Below are 17,946 nucleotides of genomic sequence, written 5' to 3'. Positions count from 1 at the left end.
GGTTTTATTGCGCGTTAAACCCCAGGAAACGGAGGATTTTGCCCGTTAGTGGTGCAATAGCCAGAACAGCAGCACCACATTGATCAGCAGCGAAACCGTCGCCAGGGTCTGCCAGACCTTGAGCGGTTCACGCTCCAGCAACGGGCGCGGACGCACGCTCAGTTCGTGGCGGTCGGCCTGTTCCAGCACCAGCAGCCATTCTTCGGCGGTCTCATAGCGATGCTGCGGTTGCGCGGCGACGGCGCGTTCCAGGCTTGCGGGCAACCAGTCCGGCACATCGGGGCGGTAGCGGCTGGCGCTGACCGCTTGAGTGAAGCGCGGACGTTGGAAGGCCTCGATTTCGCCGTAGGGATAGTGGCCGGTCAGCAGGTAATAGAGCGTGACGCCGACGCTATACAAATCCTGTTGGGGTGTAGGACGCTCACCGCTGAACGACTCCGGCGCGATAAAGCTCGGGGTGCCGGGCAGCACGCTGGCGCGGTCTTGCGACAGCCCCGGGCAGTAGGCCAGGCCGAAATCCAGCATGCGCAGTTCGCCGTCGTCCCCCAGCAACAGGTTTTCCGGCTTGATATCGCGGTGCAGGATCTGCCGCCGGTGCAGCAGGCCGACCGCGCGCAGCAAGCGTTCGGCGATGGACTGCCATTGCGCCAGGGGCAACGGACCGTGGCGCTTGAACAGTTCGGCGAGGGTTTGCCCCTGGTATTCGCGCATCACGTAGTACAAATGCTGGCGCTCACCGGCGGCATGCACTTCAGGGAACGCGCGGCCGGCGACCCGGCGCAGAAACCATTCTTCTGAGAGCAGGGCCTGGGCGGCGTCAGTGTCGTTGTCGCGGCTTGATGCCAGGGTTTTCAACAGCCAGGGTCGCTGCTGATCATCCCGTACCCGATACAGCAACGACTGTCGGCTCTGCGCCAGCAGGCTTTGCACCTGCCAACCCTCAAAGCGTTGCCCGGCCTTGAGCGGTGGCGGCAGCGGCCACTGCTGCAACTGCACCAGTGCGTCGCCCAGCGTGGCGGCGCCGAGGGCGTCGATGCGCACCAGCAAGGCGCTGGCATTGTCCTGGCTTCCCGCCAGATGCGCGGCGTTGACCAAAGTGTTGACCGCCAGGTCCAGGTCGGTCTGCTCACGCAGAATCGCGCGGATGCTGTGGTCGCCCAAGGTGGCCCAGACACCATCACTGAGCAGCAGGAAGCACTCACCTGCGCGCAGTTCTCCATCGAGAAAATCCAGTATCAGGTGCTGGTCCAGGCCGAGGGCACGCTTGAGCACATGCTGCATGCCCGGCTGTTCCCACACATGGTCCTCACTGATGCGCTGCAGCTCGCCGTCCAGCCAGCGATAGGCGCGGCAATCGCCAACGTGGGCGAGGGTGAAACGCTGGCCGCGAAACACCAGGGCGCTAAGGGTGGTCAGCAACGGCTGACCGCCACCATTGGCTTGCAGCCAGCGGTTCTGTGCCACCAGCAAACGTTCCAGCGCCTGGGCCACGCCCCAGGTCTGCGGCGTGGCGTAGTAGTCCAGGGCCAGCGCCTGCAAGGTCGAACGTGCGGCCAGGCCACCGTCGGCGCATTGGCTGACGCCGTCGGCCAATGCGCACAGGTAGCCTTTGCTCGCGGCCAGTTCCGCCACGGGCGTGACCACCCGCAACGCGTCCTGGTTTTCTGCCCGTGGGCCGATCGCGCTGGCCTGGGCGATGCTCAGTTGCAGGCTCATCAGACGCGTGCGGCGGTCACGGCGGCCGAGCCCCAAGTGGTTCTCCAGCGGCGTTTGACGCCGTGCAGGCCAAACCAGGCCAGCACGCCAAGGCTGGCGAACAGCCACAGGGCCAGTTGGTAACTGCCGGTGCTCTGTTTGATCGCGCCCATGCCGGCGGCCAGTGCAAAACCGCCGATGCCGCCGGCCATGCCGATCAAGCCGGTCATGACGCCGATCTCACTGCGAAAACGCTGGGGCACCAGCTGGAATACCGCGCCATTGCCGGCGCCAAGACCGAGCATGGTACAGACGAAAAGCGCCAGCGCAGCGTAGGAACTGGGCAGATTGAAACCCACCGCGGCAATGCAGATCACCGCCACGCTGTACATGCCGAGCAGGGTCTTGATCCCGCCGAAACGGTCCGCCAGGGCGCCGCCCAGCGGGCGCATCAGGCTGCCGCCGAAGACACACGCCGCGGTGTAGTAGCCGGCGGTCACCGGGCTCAGGCCGTACTGGTCGTTGAAGTAGCCGGGCAGGGCGCTGGCCAGGCCGATAAAGCCGCCAAAGGTCACGCTGTAGAAGAACATGAACCACCAACTGTCGCGATCACCCAGGGCCTTGAAATAATCGGCCATCGCCTTGGCTTTCGGGCGTTGCGGGGCATTGCGCGCGAGCCAGGCGAACACGATCAGGGTGAGAATCAGTGGAATCAACGCGAAGCCGAATACATTGCTCCAGCCAAAGGCCGCCGCCAGCACCGGTGCCAGCAAGGCGGCAAACACGGTGCCGGAATTGCCGGCGCCGGCGATGCCCATGGCTTTGCCCTGGTGCTCGGCCGGATACCATTGCGAGGCCAGCGGCAGGGCGACGGCAAAAGAGGCACCGGCCATGCCCAGGAACATGCCCAGCAACAGGGCTTGCTCGTAGCTGTGAATGCCCAGTTTCCAGGCGCAGAACAACGCCACGATGACAATCACCTGGCCAATCAGCCCGGCGGTCTTGGGCGACAACTTGTCGGCCAGCATGCCCATGAGAAAGCGCAGCACCGCGCCCGCCAGGATCGGCGTGGCGACGACCAGCCCGCGCTGTTGAGTGCTCAGGTGCAAGTCGGCGGCAATCTGTACCGCCAGGGGGCCCAGCAGGTACCAGACCATGAAACTCAGGTCGAAATACAGGAACGCGGCAAACAGGGTCGGGGTGTGCCCGGATTTCCAGAAGCTTGATTTCATCACGCACCTCAACGGTTGGGGGGGGCTTGTCGGAAGACCTGGTGGCTCCATGCGCTGGGGCCGAAACGAAAAAAAACGCCGCCACCGGGTTCGCGTGGGCAAACCGGGTGTGCGACGTCTTTGTCGTTGATGGGGCAACCGCCGTTGGCTACCTGTAACGGTTCTTTAGCAAGAGCCGCGCCAGATCAGCCGAGCAGTTCGCTCATGGCAATAATCTGTTCGGCCACCTGAATCAGTTTCTGCTGGCGGCTCATGGCCTGGCGGCGCATGAGGGTGTAGGCCTCTTCCTCATTGCAGTCCTTCATTTTCATCAGCAGACCCTTGGCCAGCTCGATGCGCTTGCGTTCCGCCAACTGTTGATCGCGGGCGTGCAGCTGGGCACGCAGGGCCTGATCGCTTTCAAAGCGTGCCATGGCCACCTCGAGGATCGGTTGCAGGCGCTGGGCCTGGATGCCTTCGACAATATAGGCACTGACCCCGGACTTGATCGCCTGGCGCATGACAGTCGGGTCATGTTCATCGGTGAACATCACGATAGGGCGGGGCTGGTCCCGGCTGACCAGCACCACCTGTTCCATCACATCGCGGCCGGGTGACTCGGTATCGATCAGGATCACGTCGGGGCGCACTGTTTCGACGCGTGCGGGCAGGTCGATGGTCAGGCCGGATTCATCGATCACCTCAAAACCGGCCTCGGTCAGCGCGGCCTTGAGTCGGCCGACCTTGCGCGGGGTGTCGTTGATCAACAGGATTCGCAGCATGGTCGTGCTCCTAGCGCAGCGCTTGGCGGCTGATGTCATCCGCCAGGGCGTGCAGGCGGAAGCTGCGGGCATAGCCGGCGGGATCGGAGCCGTCCCAGATCCTGCCGTCGATCAACTGGCTGCTGCGCATGTCCTGGGCATGGGGCGGCACGCCCACGGCGCTGGCGGCTTGACGATACACATCCAGTTGTTGCACCTGGCGGGCAACGGCGAGGTAATCCGGGTCTTCGCGCAGCAGGCCCCAGCGGCGAAATTGGGTCATGAACCACATACCGTCGCACAGGTAAGGCAGGTTGACCGCGCCATCGGCGAAGAACCGCAGCGCATGCGGGTCCTGCCACTGGTTGCCCAGGCCATCTTCGTAGTGGCCCAGCAGGCGCGGCTCGATACAGTCCAGCGGTGCGTCCAGGTACTCGCCGGCGCTGAGCAGTTGCGCAGTGGAACGACGGTTTTGCGTGCTCGCTTCGATAAAGCGACTGGCCTCCAGAATCGCCATTACCAAGACGCGCGCCGTATTGGGGTACTGGTCGACGAAGGCTTGGGTACAACCGAGGACTTTTTCCGGATGATTCGGCCAGATCGACTGGCTGGTCGCCAGGGTGAAGCCCTGGTTCTGCTTGACTGCGCTGGCGCACCAGGGCTCACCGACACACAGGCCGTCAATACGACCCGCTTGCAGGTGCGCAACCATCTGCGGCGGGGGCACCACCACGCTGTCCACATCCCGCAGCGGGTGGATGCCCTGGCTCGCCAGCCAGTAATACAGCCACATGGCGTGGGTGCCTGTCGGAAAGGTCTGAGCGAAGGTGAGTTTTGTGCGGCTTTGGTGCACATGGCGGTCCAGTGCCTCAGGAGTGACCACGCCCTGCTGTTGCAGCCCACGGGACAGGTTGATGCTCTGTCCGTTCTGGTTCAACCCCATCAGCACCGCCATCGGGCTCGGCGCAACGCCACCAATGCCCAGGTGCACGGCATAGATCAGGCCGTAGAGACTATGGGCGGCGTCCAGTTCGCCGCTGACCAGTTTGTCGCGCAGGTTGGCCCAGGATGATTGGCGCTTGAGGTTCAGTGTGAGGCCGTAGGGTTGTGCAAACCCCTGGGTGGCGGCGACCACCAGCGAGGCGCAATCAGTCAGGGCCATGAAGCCCAGGTCCAGGCTGCTCTTTTCCGGGGCATCACTGCCGTTTACCCAGGCCAGCGCGGGGTTCAACGGGCTGCTGTCGACCGAATCGTTCATCAACACCTACCTTTTCTCGCAAAAAAAAGCGTCGCTCCCTCGGATGGTGGTAACAGCCATTGGAGGGAAACGACGCCTTTGTCCGTAGGCCCATGCCGTCGTTGGCGCGCGCCCTGATAGAGAGTGCGTAGCAAGGCACATGCCACGGGGCAGCCGTCAGCTTTTCATCATGATTGAACCTCGTCTGCCTCTCAGTATGGCCGCTCTTTTGCGTCCTACCGCCCCAGGAAAAATCCACGGTGCATGCTGATTCCCCCCTTACGACGAACCGCCACCGCCTCGGCAGCACGCTGCTGTGGCTCGCGCTGTTGCTGGTCAGCTGTGTGGCCCGGGGCGAGCCGTATCAGGCCAGGGATGAGAGCCTGGACAGTTTTTTCACGGCGTTGTCGGTGCCTTTGGGCATGCCCGTCGTGGTCAGCCAGAACGCGGCGCGCAAGCGTGTCAGCGGGACATTCGATTTCGACACGCCGCAGCAGGTCCTCGAGGCGCTGGCCCGGCAGGAAGGCCTTATCTGGTACAGCGACGGGCAAGCCGTGCACCTCTACAACGCGAGCGAAGCCAGAACCTCTGCGGTGTCGCTGCGCTACATCTCGGTCAACCGGCTGCGCGGCATCATGCGCCGCACGGGCATGGACGAGTCGCGCTATCCCTTGCGTGACAGCGGGGTGCGTACGTTCTACGTGTCCGGGCCGCCAGGCTATGTCAGTCAGGTACTGCGACTGGCGCAATTGACCGACCGGCAACGCAGTGAACTGCGTGTGGGGGCGCAGGCCTTTGGTGTGGTGCAGGTGTTCAATACCCACGTCGAGGATCGGCAACAGGGGAGCGGCGCAAACAAGGTCACGGTGCCGGGCATGGCCTCTGTCATTCAAGGCCTGCTGGCCAGTGAGCAGAAGGGCCTGCTGGCGGACAAGAACCTGACGCTGATCGCTTATCCGGACACCAACAGCCTCCTGATCAAGGGCAAGCCTGCTCAGGTCAGCCTGATCGAAAAACTGGTGGATGAATTGGATGTGCCCAAGCAAGTCAATGAAATCTCGTCATGGCGTGTGGAAGCTGGCCGTGACGAATCGAAGCCCCCGGCCGGGCCGCCGCCGTTGACGGCCGCGCAATATGACCTTGTGCAACGTGCGTTCGTAAGGCCGGGCCGCGAGCGCTCTCCCTGAATAAAGGCATTAGTCCATGTACCTGGAAATACTGCTGCAGGAGCAACTGATCAGCCGCAAGCGTCTGGCTGCTTTTGCGCCTGGGAAAGTCTTGCCGTTGGCGCCCGAGGTCATCCATTGCGTGGAAGTGCGAGTCAATGGGCAACTGATGGCGGTGGGTGAGCTGGTGCAGTTGGAGGACCGATTAGGGGTTGAACTGCATGAGGTGTACCAGGAGTGGTTGCCTCATTTGGGTTGAGTAGCGAATTGCCTTACGGCAAAACGCTTAAAGACGCTGACTGAATCGGGTTTTTCCTAGCGTGATACGCGAGTCAGGTTTTTATAGTCATGGCACCGGGCAAGTGAGCCATCACAGGAAGAATGGATTGAATGTCAGCAGTCGAGTATGCAGGTGTCCTATGGCCGTCATGATTGAAAAATCGACAAAGTTCTACGTTTTCGCGGGTTGGACCTTGCATGACGATGGTCGGCTGACAGGCAGGGAAACCGATATTCAACTGCCGCCCAAAGAGAGCAGCGTGCTTCGATTGTTGCTGGTTTCCGCAGGTGCCTTGATGACCAAGGATCGCCTGTTGGCGCTCGCCTGGCCTAGGGGCGAGGTGGCCGATGAGTCGTTGACACGTTGCATTTATGCTTTGCGCAAACACTTGAGCGCCGATAAGGGGTTTATCAAGACCGTGTATGGCAAGGGGTATCGTTTTACCTGTCCCGTGCAGGTGCAAGACGTTGAGTCAAGTCAGGTCATGCATGTGTGCGCGTCGTGCGGACAGATCAGCAGTGTCTAAGACGTGGGGCAGGGGCCTGCTAATCAGCCTGCTGCTGGGCAGCAACCAGGCCCTGGCCTACTGCTGGGATGAAGTGGCGCGTCGCTACGACTTAGAGCCCGAGTTGCTGCAGGCTATTGCGGCGGTGGAGTCGGGGTACCGTGCGCAGGCGATCAACTCTGCCAACGCCAATGGCACCCACGATATCGGTTTGATGCAAATCAACAGCAGTCAACTGCCTCGCCTGCTCAAGCTGGGCATTACCGAGGAACGACTGCTGAACGACCCGTGTCTGTCGGTGGAGGTCGGCGCCTCGATTCTTGCCGAGTTCGTCCAGCGTTTCGGCTATAACTGGACCGCAGTGGGCTCCTACAATGTGGGGCCGGGCGCCGGCGCGGAGCGTGACGCGTTGCGCCTGCGATACGCCGAAAAAGTCTGGGCACGTTATGAGGCGTTGATGGCCCATCGTAATTGAGGAGTGGGCGGCACGCCTCGCATGCAGCCCGTCTCCCCGGCTATAATCGCGCCACCTTTCGCCGCCATCCGAGTCTAGCCCGCCCATGTATACCCTGGCCCGCCAGCTGTTGTTCAAACTCTCCCCGGAAACCTCCCACGATCTGTCCCTGGACCTGATCGGCGCCGGTGGCCGTCTGGGGCTCAATGGCCTAGTGTGCAAGGCTGCGGCGAAAGTGCCGGTGTCGGTGATGGGACTCGACTTCCCCAATCCGGTCGGGCTGGCTGCCGGTCTGGACAAGAACGGCGCGGCCATCGACGGGTTTGCGCAGCTGGGTTTCGGTTTCGTCGAAATCGGCACCGTGACCCCCCGTCCGCAACCGGGCAACCCCAAGCCGCGGATTTTCCGCCTGCCGGAAGCCGAGGCGATCATCAACCGCATGGGCTTCAACAATCTGGGCGTGGACCATTTGCTGTCGCGGGTTCAGGCGGCGAAGTACAAGGGCATCCTGGGTATCAACATCGGCAAGAATTTCGACACGCCGGTGGAGCGTGCGGTGGACGATTATTTGATCTGCCTGGATAAAGTCTACGCCCACGCCAGCTACGTCACCGTCAACGTCAGTTCGCCCAACACCCCGGGCTTGCGCAGCCTGCAGTTCGGTGACTCGCTCAAGCAATTGCTCGAAGCGTTGCGCCAGCGCCAGGAAGACCTGGCGGTGCGCCACGGCAAGCGGGTGCCGTTGGCGATCAAGATCGCGCCCGATATGAGCGATGAAGAAACCGTGCTGGTGGCCCAGGCCCTGGTGGACGCGGGCATGGATGCGGTGATTGCGACCAATACCACCCTCAGTCGTATGGGCGTCGAAGGCCTGGCCCACGGTGACGAAGCGGGTGGTCTGTCCGGCGCGCCGGTACGGGACAAAAGCACCCATATCGTCAAGGTGCTGGCCGCCGAACTGGCAGGGCGCTTGCCGATCATCGCGGTGGGCGGGATCACCGAAGGCAGGCACGCCGCTGAAAAGATCGCGGCGGGCGCAAGTCTGGTGCAACTGTACTCGGGCTTTATCTACAAGGGCCCCGCGCTGATTCGCGAATCGGTGGACGCGATCGCCGCGTTGCGCTAAGGGTTCCAGAACGCTCGTTCCCGCGCGCCCCGAAGATCGTTCCCACGCTCTGCGTGGGAATGCCGCCCAGGACGCTCCGCGTCCAACTTTCAGCGCGCAAAATCCGACACTTGCGCAATGGTGACGCGGAGCGTCACGGGATGCATTCCCACGCAGAGCGAGGGAACGATCAGTTACAGGCAATAAAAAGGGCTCCCTGAAGGAGCCCCTGGGCCGAAGCCCGCCGCCCGGATAGGACGTGCGTGGTTAAGTCGCTATCTATCTATTCAAGTTGATGTGTCGGATTGTAAGTGCCCTGATTAGCCGACGGCGTGAAGTTCGTTGAGTCTGTGGATGCCCGCAGTGCCAGTCATACCGTCCCAGTTGTCGCCACGTCCTTCTCGCCAGCCATTGATCCAGGCTTGGCGTACCGACGGTAGAGTAAATGGGCAAAGCTCACGGGATTTTCCATGAACGCCATATTGATATCCGCGTAAAAATGCTCTTTCCAACGGATCACGCTTAAGTCTTCTCATAGGGTGTTTCCCTCACTTGTTGACTGTCTAGATATCCTTCGGCCTCGTCTGAGGCCGGGCAGAGTTTTTCTGCCGTTGGTGGGCTCGCTGCCGGCGTGGCGAGCCGATGTGTCGGCGTCGTTACGGCGCCAACCTGTGTTGAGTTCTAACCAATAGGTCACATGGATTCAATGATCGTTTTGTCATAAGCACGTAACGATAACGATGCTATAGCCATAAGCTGGGATGGCTTTTCGCCCCTTTTTTCAAGCAAAGCCAGCTATGATGTGCCCTGCGAAGGAAATGTGATTAATCCTTTGGTGAGAATGACCCCCTGTTGCAGTCGGTTATTATTCGACGAAGGGTAGGGATATTTCTTTTTGTTGCTTCAAATTCTTTTTCTGCACCGTCGATAAAGGCCCGAGGGCCCGTCAGACGGGGTGGAACGGCACATTCGTGCCACGCGAGCGCTCTTCAAGAAAAGTGCTTGATTGAAAACCGAGCCGGCGATGCGTCGCCCGTTCATTTATTGCTGAAAAGCCTGGAATGCCCCATGTCGGACCGTTTTGAACTCTTCCTCACCTGCCCCAAGGGCCTCGAAGGCCTGCTGATCGAGGAAGCCGTCGGGCTTGGCCTTGAGGAGGCCCGCGAGCACACCTCGGCCGTGCGCGGCATGGCCGACATGGAAACCGCCTACCGCCTGTGCCTCTGGTCGCGCCTGGCCAACCGGGTGCTGCTGGTCCTCAAGCGCTTCCCGATGAAGGACGCCGAGGACCTCTACCACGGCGTGCTGGATATCGAGTGGGCCGACCACATGGTCAGCGACGGCAGCCTGGCGGTGGAGTTCAGCGGTCACGGCTCGGGCATCGATAACACCCACTTCGGCGCGCTCAAGGTCAAGGATGCGATTGTCGACAAGCTGCGCACCCCGACCGGCGAACGCCCGTCCATCGACAAGATCAACCCGGACCTGCGCATCCACCTGCGCCTGGACCGTGGCGAAGCCATCCTGTCCCTCGACCTGTCCGGCCACAGCCTGCACCAGCGCGGCTACCGCCTGCAGCAGGGTGCCGCGCCGCTGAAGGAAAACCTCGCGGCGGCGATCCTGATCCGCGCCGGCTGGCCTCGCATCGCTGCCGAAGGCGGCGCATTGACCGACCCGATGTGCGGCGTCGGCACCTTCCTGGTTGAAGGCGCCATGATCGCCGCCGACATGGCCCCCAACCTCAACCGCGAACTGTGGGGCTTCACCACCTGGCTCGGACACGTCCCGGCGCTGTGGAAGAAACTGCACGCCGAGGCCACTGAACGTGCCGCTGTCGGCATGAACAAAACCCCGCTGTGGGTGCGTGGCTACGAAGCCGATCCGCGCCTGATCCAGCCGGCCCGCAACAACATCGAGCGCGCAGGCCTGAGCCACTGGATCAAGGTGTACCAGGGCGAAGTCGGCACGTTCGAGCCGCGCCCGGACCAGAACCAGAAAGGCCTGGTGATCTGCAACCCGCCGTACGGCGAGCGTTTGGGTGATGAGGCCAGCCTGTTGTATCTATACCAGAACCTCGGCGAGCGTCTGCGCCAGGCCTGCATGGGTTGGGAGGCGGCCGTGTTCACCGGCGCGCCGGACCTGGGCAAGCGCATGGGCATTCGCAGCCACAAACAGTATTCGTTCTGGAACGGCGCCTTGCCGTGCAAATTGTTGCTGATCAAGGTCAACCCCGATCAGTTCGTCACCGGCGAGCGTCGCACCCCGGAGCAGCGCCAGGCCGAGCGTGAGCAAGCGGCCTACGACCAGGCTCCGACCGAACCGGCAGAGCGTCAGTACAACAAGAACGGCAACCCGATCAAGCCGGCCCCGGCGCCGGTGGTCGAACAGGCGCGCCTGAGCGAAGGCGGGCAGATGTTCGCCAACCGCCTGCAGAAAAACCTCAAGCAGCTGGGCAAGTGGGCCAAGCGTGAGGGCGTGGATTGCTACCGTGTGTACGACGCCGACATGCCGGAGTATTCCATGGCCATCGACCTGTATCACGATTGGGTGCATGTGCAGGAATATGCCGCGCCCAAGTCCATCGACCCGGAGAAGGCCTCGGCGCGCATGTTTGACGCGCTCGCGGCGATTCCCCAGGCGCTCAACGTCGACAAGAGCCGCGTGGTGGTCAAGCGTCGCGAGCGCCAGAGCGGTACCAAGCAATACGAGCGCCAAAGCGCCCAGGGCAAGTTCACCGAGGTCAGCGAAGGTGGCGTGAAGCTGTTGGTCAACCTCACCGATTACCTGGACACCGGCCTGTTCCTTGATCACCGGCCGATGCGCATGCGCATTCAGAAGGAAGCGGCGGGCAAGCGTTTCCTCAACCTGTATTGCTACACCGCTACCGCCAGTGTGCACGCAGCCAAGGGCGGCGCGCGCAGCACCACCAGTGTCGATTTGTCCAAGACCTACCTGGACTGGGCGCGGCGCAATTTTTCCCTCAACGGGTTTTCCGACAAGAACCGCCTGGAACAGGGTGACGTGATGGCGTGGCTGGAAGCCAGTCGTGACGAGTTCGATATGATTTTCATCGACCCGCCAACCTTTTCCAACTCCAAGCGCATGGAAGGCATCTTCGACGTCCAGCGTGACCACGTGCAGTTGCTCGACCTGGCCATGGCGCGCCTGGCGCCGGGGGGCGTGTTGTACTTCTCGAACAATTTTCGCAAGTTCCAGCTGGAAGACAACCTCAGCGAACGCTATGCGGTCGAGGAAATCAGCGACAAGACCATCGACCCGGATTTCGCGCGTAACGCGAAGATCCATCGGGCGTGGAAAATCAGCGCACGCTGAGTAGCCAATGTGGGGAGGCAAGCCCTAATGCAAATCAGGTAGGAGCGAGCTTGCTCGCGAAAAACGTCAACGATAACGCGTGCTTCCTGAATGAACGCGGTGCCTGTGAGTTTTTCGCGAGCAAGCTCGCTCCTACAGACGGTATTAGGGCAAGCCTCCTCCCACATTTAGCGTGCGCATTTTTTACACTGGTCAAACCCCCGACGGATGGCTATAACTTAACGTCCAGCCAAAGTGACACCCCGCACGCTGGCGCTGTGAGTGTTGCCTATGCCGATGCAAGCCGTACGCCCGAAAATCCTTGGTTTTATCAGTGAACAGGCATCGGCTTGGCTGGTGGCATTGGTGGTCGTGGCAACGGGTAGCGCGCTGACCCTGGTCATCGCGTGGGCCGCTGCCGACCTGTATCAGCAACAGGTGCGCCAGCGCTTCCAGTTGCTGGTCAGCGAGCGCTACAGCCGGATTCAGGAACGCTTCGAAGACCAGGAGCTGCGCCTGGATAGCCTGCGGCGTTTTTTCGTCAATTCCGACGACGTGTCCCGCGCCGAATTTGACGGCTTCGCCCAGTCCCTGTTGTTGCACGCGCGTGCCTATGCCTGGGCGCCGCGGGTGTCCGGGGATCAGCGCAGCCAGTTCGAACAGGCCATCTCGCGCCAGCGTGGCGCACCTTTCACCATCCGCGAATTGAATTCGGCAGGCGAGCTGGCGCCGGCGTCCGAGCGCGATGAATACGTGCCGGTCTTATATAGCCAGACCCAGAGTCTGTTGGGCTCGCCAATGGGTTTTGATCTGCTGGCCCAACCCCTGCGGCGCGCTGTTGTCGAGCGCGCGCAAGCCAGCGGCCAGGCGGCGGTGTCCCAGCCCATGCAACTGGTGGGCCTGGAGCCGGCGTATGCCGCCGGGGTGCTGCTGGTGGCGCCGGTGCGCAAAACGGCCGATCCCCAGCCGTACGGCTATGTCATGGCGGTGATCAGCATGCGCCAGCTGGTGGCCGAGGGTTTGCCCAAGTCCAGCCGGGATAACCTGGTGATGCAGATCGTCGATACCTCCGACACTGAGCAGCGGGTGCTGTATGCGTCGAGCAATGTGCCGGGCGACAGCGATCTTGTCGCTGCCCGACGACTTACCCTCGGTGACCACGTCTACGCGCTGAGCCTGCGCGCCAGCGAGGTATTCGACAAGGCCAACCATTCTTCGACCCACACCATATTGGTCATGGGCGTGCTGCTGAGTGCGCTGCTCGCGGCTCTGCTCTATGTGCTGGTCAGCCAACGCCAGCGGGCGCTGGCACTGGTGGAGCAGCGTACCGCGCAGTTGCGCCTGCGTGAACAGGAACTGCGCGGCGCGCACGGCCAATTGCGCAGTGTGCTGGACGCGGCAACGCACGTCGCAATCATTGCCACTGACTTGCGCGGAGTCATCAACATGTTCAATGCCGGCGCCGAACGGATGCTGGGATTCAAGAGCGAACACGTGGTGGGCCACCTGACGCTGGAAAGCCTGCACCTGGCCTCGGAGCTTGAGGCCCGCGCCACGCGTTTGAGCGCGGCGCTGGGCAAGCGTATTACGCCGAGCCAGGCGATGCTGGTGGAAAGCCCGGACAGGCAGCACGACGCCCGCGAGTGGACGCTGGTGCGTGAGGACGGCAGCCCTTTGACCGTGAATATGCTGGCCACAGTGTTGCTGGATGACCATGGGCTGTGGGTCGGGCACCTGGCCATTTACCTGGATGTCACTGAGCAGAAACGTGCCTACGAGGCCTTGGCCGCACGGGATCGCTTGCTGAAAAAGCTCAGCGCCCATGTACCTGGCGGCATCTTCCAGTTCACCCTGGAGCCCCACGATCGCTGGCGCTTCATTTACACCAGCGAAGGCATGCGCGATATCTATGAAATCGAGCTTGGCGTGTTGCAGCAGGATGCGGGCAAAATCCTGGAGCGCATTCACCCCCAGGACCTCGAGCGGGTACGCGCGTCAATTCGCTTGTCGGCGCTGCAATTGAGCCATTGGCGCGAAGAATATCGCGTGCAGTTGCCCCAGCGGGGCCTGCGCTGGATTCGTGGCGAAGCGACCCCGGAAGAATTACCCGGCGGCGGTACGTTGTGGCACGGCTATGTGTCGGATATTTCCGATCTAAAGCGCGTGGAAGACGAATTGCGCACGCTGTCCATCACCGACTCCCTGACCGGCATCCACAATCGTCGCTATTTCCAGGACCGCATGAAAGTCGAACTGTTGCGCCTGAACCGCACATCGGGAGCGCTGTCGGTGATCATGCTGGATATCGACCACTTCAAACGGATCAACGACCAGCACGGGCATGGTATCGGCGACGACGTATTGCGCGAGCTGTGCAAGCGAATCAGCCAGCGCCTGCGCCGCACCGACGTGTTCTGCCGACTGGGTGGAGAAGAGTTCGTGGTGCTCTGCCCGCATACCGATAGCGCCCAGGCCTATTGCCTGGCGATGGAGTTGTGGCAGTCGTTGCGCAGTGTGCCGATGGCACCGGTGGGCGTCGTCACCGCCAGCTTCGGGGTCGCCAGCTGGCGGATCGATGAAGGCATCGATGGCTTGCTGCTGCGCGCGGATTCGGCTGTCTATGTCGCCAAACAGGCGGGCAGGGACCGGGTGGAACCCGCTCCCACAGACTGAACCGGTGCTCTAGAGCACCGGCGCGGCTGCCACTGCTTTCGGCTGGCGATACAGGTCAAGCAGCACCTGGTCCAGCACCGACGACGCGCCCCACGGCTTGGAATCGTTGAGAATCGCCACCACCGCCCAGGTGTTGCCATTGTTGTCGCGGCTGAACCCGGCGATGGCGCGCACGGTGTTCAAGGTGCCGGTCTTCACATGGGCTTCGCCGCGCATGGCGGTGGTCTTCAGGCGTTTACGCATGGTGCCGTCGGTGCCGGCGATCGGCAGCGAGCTGATGTATTCGGCGGCGTAGGGGCTTTTCCAGGCCGCTTGCAGCATGGCCGCCATCTCACGGGCGCTGACCCGTTCGGCGCGGGACAGGCCGGAGCCGTTCTCCATCACCAGGTGTGGCGCGGTAATGCCTTTTTTCGCCAGCCACTGACGCACCACGCGTTGCGCTGCCTTGGCATCGTCGCCGTCGGCATCGTTGCGAAACTGCGCACCCAGGCTCAGGAACAGCTGCTGGGCCATGGTGTTGTTACTGTATTTGTTGATGTCGCGGATGATTTCCGCCAGGTCCGGCGAGAAGGCACGGGCCAGCACCTTGGCATCCTTGGGCACCGGCGCCTGGATATCGCGGCCCTGGATGGTGCCGCCCAATTCCTTCCAGATCGCACGCACGGCGCCGGCGGTGTAGGTGGCATGGTCGAGCAGCGACAGGTAGGTCTGCGAGCTGCAACCGTCCGCCAACTGGCCACTGACGGTCACGGTCACACTGCCATCGGCGGCGGTCACCGGGCTGTAGCGCACGTCGCCGGTGCACTGTTTGGCGTTGGACACTTTCACCTGGTTGTCGATGCGAATGCTCGCAATCGGCGGCTCGACCGACACGATCACCCGCCCGGCATCATTGCGCGTCACGAAGCGCAGGGCCTTGAGGTTGACCAGCAGGGCGTCCGGCTTGACCAGGAACGGCTTGTTCTCGTCGTTGCCGTCATCATTGAACTCCGGCAATTGTGGCTGCTGGAAGAAGTTGCGATCCAGGACCAGGTCACCGGTAACCTGCTGTACGCCGTTGGCGCGCAGGTCGCGCATCAACAGCCAGAGTTTCTCCATGTTCAGCTTGGGATCGCCGCCGCCCTTGAGATACAGGTTGCCGCGCAACACGCCGCCACTGAGTACACCGTCGGTGTAGAACTCGGTTTTCCACTGATGGTTGGGGCCGAGCATTTCCAGGGCCGCGTAGGTTGTCACCAGTTTCATGGTGGAGGCCGGGTTCACCGAAACGTCGGCATTGAAGACGGTCGGCGTACCGGGGCCGTTCAAGGGCAACATCACCAGGGACAGGGCGGTATTTTGCAGTTTGGCCTTCTGAAGGGCCTGGGCAACACTGGGGGGCAGGGTGTTATTGACGGGGGCGGCGGTGGCATGCAGGGCCAATGGCAGAAGAACACCGGCGAGGAAAACGGAACGCAACGATTTGATCATAAAAAATAAGACCCTACTGCTGAGAAGGGTGAAAAAGGCGAGGGGTATACAAGAAAAATCCCTCATTGGTCATGAAAGTGTCGGCATTATGCCCCAAGCCGAGCTTACTTGTAGCTGAACGATAGCGGGTAATCCGGGTTTTTTTATCGGCCAAACGCCGCCCGTCCCAGAGAGTCGGGCAATTGCCGCCTTAAACTGCTAAAGTGCCGGCCGTTATTACTTAAGAGGATTGTTCCAATGGCGACTAACCGTTCCCAGCGTCTGCGCAAAAAACTGTGCGTTGATGAATTTCAAGAGCTGGGTTTCGAACTGAACCTGGACTTCAAAGAAGGCCTGAGTGAAGAAGCTATCGACGCTTTCCTCGAAGCATTCATCAAAGAAGCCATGGAAGCCAACGGTCTGGGTTATGTCGGCGGCGATGACTACGGTCTGGTTTGCCTGCAGAAGCGTGGCTCGGTCAACGAAGAGCAGCGTGCTGCCGTTGAAGCCTGGCTGAAAACCCGTTCCGAGCTGACCAAGGCTGAAGTCAGCCCGTTGCTGGACGTGTGGTATCCGGAAAAGCCGATCAACGCGGCCAAGTGATACTAAACAAAACGGCGACCTGAGGGTCGCCGTTTTTTTATGCCTTGCGCCCGTTCAGAATCAGCAGCGTCAACACTCCCGCCACAATCCCCCAGAACGCCGAACCAATGGAAAACAGCGTCAGGCCTGACGCGGTGACCATGAAGGTGATCAACGCCGCTTCCCGTTCCCTGGGCTCACTCATGGCGATGCTCAGGCCATTGATGATCGAGCCAAACAACGCCAGCGCCGCAATCGACAGCACCAGTTCCTTGGGCAACGCGGCGAAGAGCGCCGCCAATGTGGCGCCGAACACCCCGGCAATCCCGTAGAACACCCCGCACCAGACGGCAGCTGTATAGCGCTTGTTGCGGTCTTCGTGAGCGTGCGGCCCGGTGCAGATTGCCGCGCTGATGGCCGCCAGGTTGATGCCGTGGGAGCCAAAGGGCGCCAGCACCAGCGAGGCGAGCCCGGTGCTGGTGATCAATGGTGAGGCCGGCACGGTGTAGCCGTCGGCGCGCAGCACGGCGACCCCCGGCATGTTCTGCGAGGTCATCGCCACCACGAACAGCGGGATACCGATGCTGATGGTCGCCGCCAGCGAAAAGTGCGGCGTGGTCCATACCGGTGTCGCGACTTCCAGATGAAAGCCGCTGAAATCCAGCAACCCCATCAAGCCCGACAGCAGGGTGCCGCTCACCAGTGCGGCCAGCACCGCATAACGCGGCGACAGGCGCTTGATGATCAGGTAAGTGAAAAACATCCCCAGCACCAGGCCGGTGCGATGCTGCGCGGCGACGAAGATTTCACTGCCGATCTTGAACAGAATCCCCGCCAGCAACGCCGCCGCCAGCGACGCGGGGATACGCTTGACGAGTTTTTCAAAGCTGCCGGTCATCCCGCAGATCGTCACCAGCACTGCGCAGGTGATGTAGGCACCGATGGCCTCGCCGTAACTGACGCCGCCCAGGCTTGTGATCAACAGCGCCGCGCCGGGTGTCGACCAGGCGATGGTGATCGGCGTGCGATAACGCAGGGACAGGCCGATGCTGCACACCGCCATGCCGATGGAAATCGCCCAGATCCACGAGGAAATCTGCGCCGTGGTCAAACCGGCGGCCTGGCCGGCCTGGAACATCAGCACCAGCGAGCTGGTGTAGCCGGTCATCATCGCGATGAAACCGGCGACGATGGCCGAAGGTGAAGTGTCGGCCAGCGGGCGCAGCGGCGCTTGGGTGGCATCGGTCATGAAAGGGTGTTCCTTTTATCTGACTCCGCACGCGGTAGGAGCGAGCTTGCTCGCGAAAATCGCCAACGATAACGCGGGCAATCAGATTAAACGCGGCGCCCTTGGGTTCTTCGCGAGCAAGCTCGCTCCTACAGTGGGATGTCGTTCATGGGAAATCGTGGAATCAAGCCTAAACTCAAACGTAACGACCCATTGCAATACAGCCGGCGCCGCAAACAGCCGTACAGTGTGTTGGCGCATTGGGTTGTGTACAATGTGCCGTGTTTT

General features: G+C 61.8%; 14 protein-coding genes and 1 pseudogene. 8 read left to right on the top strand and 7 right to left on the bottom strand.

Going from position 1 to position 17,946, the window contains the following annotated elements; all coding sequences use genetic code 11:
- Window positions 1-45: 45 nt before the first annotated feature.
- The 4 genes from BOP93_RS19700 to BOP93_RS19685 all read right to left on the bottom strand — a co-directional run bounded on the left by BOP93_RS19700 (window position 46) and on the right by BOP93_RS19685 (window position 4,925).
- Window positions 46-1,716, bottom strand: a complete 1,671-nt coding sequence (locus BOP93_RS19700) for a bifunctional protein-serine/threonine kinase/phosphatase (RefSeq protein ID WP_104504350.1) — start codon at window positions 1,714-1,716, stop codon at window positions 46-48.
- Window positions 1,716-2,927 carry a nitrate/nitrite transporter gene (locus tag BOP93_RS19695; RefSeq protein ID WP_065887854.1) on the bottom strand — a complete coding sequence of 404 codons (1,212 nt, stop codon included), beginning with the start codon at window positions 2,925-2,927 and terminating at the stop codon, window positions 1,716-1,718. Before BOP93_RS19695 ends, BOP93_RS19700 begins: the two co-directional genes overlap by 1 nt.
- 185 nt (window positions 2,928-3,112) lie before the next feature.
- Entirely contained in the window at window positions 3,113-3,688 is a 576-nt protein-coding gene (locus BOP93_RS19690; RefSeq protein ID WP_065887855.1) for an ANTAR domain-containing response regulator, read from the bottom strand.
- Window positions 3,689-3,698: 10 nt separating this feature from the next.
- Window positions 3,699-4,925: a CmpA/NrtA family ABC transporter substrate-binding protein gene (locus BOP93_RS19685; protein ID WP_104504349.1), complete on the bottom strand. Its 1,227-nt coding sequence runs from the start codon at window positions 4,923-4,925 to the stop codon at window positions 3,699-3,701.
- 239 nt (window positions 4,926-5,164) lie between these two features.
- Between BOP93_RS19685 and BOP93_RS19680 the strand changes: the two are divergent.
- The 5 genes and pseudogenes from BOP93_RS19680 to BOP93_RS19660 all read left to right on the top strand — a co-directional run.
- Window positions 5,165-6,001, top strand: a pseudogene (locus BOP93_RS19680) (secretin N-terminal domain-containing protein); the annotation flags it as partial.
- Window positions 6,002-6,107: 106 nt separating this feature from the next.
- On the top strand, window positions 6,108-6,329 hold the full coding sequence (locus BOP93_RS19675; RefSeq protein ID WP_104504347.1) for a FliM/FliN family flagellar motor switch protein: 222 nt from the start codon (window positions 6,108-6,110) through the stop codon (window positions 6,327-6,329).
- A gap of 160 nt (window positions 6,330-6,489) precedes the next feature.
- A complete protein-coding gene (locus tag BOP93_RS19670) occupies window positions 6,490-6,876 on the top strand; it encodes a winged helix-turn-helix domain-containing protein (protein ID WP_104504346.1) in 387 nt (128 codons plus the stop codon).
- Window positions 6,869-7,330, top strand: coding sequence for a lytic transglycosylase domain-containing protein (locus BOP93_RS19665; protein WP_237140377.1), 462 nt, complete (start codon window positions 6,869-6,871; stop codon window positions 7,328-7,330). Before BOP93_RS19670 ends, BOP93_RS19665 begins: the two co-directional genes overlap by 8 nt.
- An 85-nt stretch (window positions 7,331-7,415) precedes the next feature.
- Window positions 7,416-8,435, top strand: a complete 1,020-nt coding sequence (locus tag BOP93_RS19660; protein WP_104504344.1) for a quinone-dependent dihydroorotate dehydrogenase — start codon at window positions 7,416-7,418, stop codon at window positions 8,433-8,435.
- A 299-nt stretch (window positions 8,436-8,734) separates the two neighbouring features.
- On the opposite strand, the gene rmf is transcribed toward BOP93_RS19660, so the two are convergent.
- Window positions 8,735-8,950, bottom strand: coding sequence for a ribosome modulation factor (rmf, locus tag BOP93_RS19655; RefSeq protein ID WP_002553055.1), 216 nt, complete (start codon window positions 8,948-8,950; stop codon window positions 8,735-8,737).
- Between the two features lie 532 nt (window positions 8,951-9,482).
- Between rmf and rlmKL the strand changes: the two genes are divergently transcribed.
- Window positions 9,483-11,747: a bifunctional 23S rRNA (guanine(2069)-N(7))-methyltransferase RlmK/23S rRNA (guanine(2445)-N(2))-methyltransferase RlmL gene (gene rlmKL, locus BOP93_RS19650; protein ID WP_065892350.1), complete on the top strand. Its 2,265-nt coding sequence runs from the start codon at window positions 9,483-9,485 to the stop codon at window positions 11,745-11,747.
- Between the two features lie 270 nt (window positions 11,748-12,017).
- Window positions 12,018-14,399 (top strand): sensor domain-containing diguanylate cyclase, encoded by a 2,382-nt coding sequence (locus BOP93_RS19640; RefSeq protein ID WP_104504342.1) that lies wholly within the window; start codon window positions 12,018-12,020, stop codon window positions 14,397-14,399.
- Window positions 14,400-14,408: 9 nt separating this feature from the next.
- Here BOP93_RS19640 and dacB read toward each other — a convergent pair whose 3' ends face one another.
- A complete protein-coding gene (dacB, locus tag BOP93_RS19635; RefSeq protein WP_065887863.1) occupies window positions 14,409-15,869 on the bottom strand; it encodes a D-alanyl-D-alanine carboxypeptidase/D-alanyl-D-alanine endopeptidase in 1,461 nt (486 codons plus the stop codon).
- 237 nt (window positions 15,870-16,106) lie between these two features.
- Here dacB and BOP93_RS19630 point away from each other — a divergent pair, with 237 nt between their 5' ends.
- On the top strand, window positions 16,107-16,451 hold the full coding sequence (locus BOP93_RS19630) for a YggL family protein (RefSeq protein WP_057721210.1): 345 nt from the start codon (window positions 16,107-16,109) through the stop codon (window positions 16,449-16,451).
- 37 nt (window positions 16,452-16,488) lie between these two features.
- Here the strand turns inward: BOP93_RS19630 and BOP93_RS19625 are convergent, their stop codons facing one another.
- Window positions 16,489-17,679 carry a benzoate/H(+) symporter BenE family transporter gene (locus BOP93_RS19625; protein WP_104504341.1) on the bottom strand — a complete coding sequence of 397 codons (1,191 nt, stop codon included), beginning with the start codon at window positions 17,677-17,679 and terminating at the stop codon, window positions 16,489-16,491.
- Window positions 17,680-17,946 lie beyond the last annotated feature (267 nt).

It is taken from the genome of Pseudomonas orientalis, assembly GCF_002934065.1.
Classification (GTDB): domain Bacteria; phylum Pseudomonadota; class Gammaproteobacteria; order Pseudomonadales; family Pseudomonadaceae; genus Aquipseudomonas; species Aquipseudomonas orientalis_A.
This window is presented reverse-complemented; position numbering and strand designations above follow the sequence as displayed.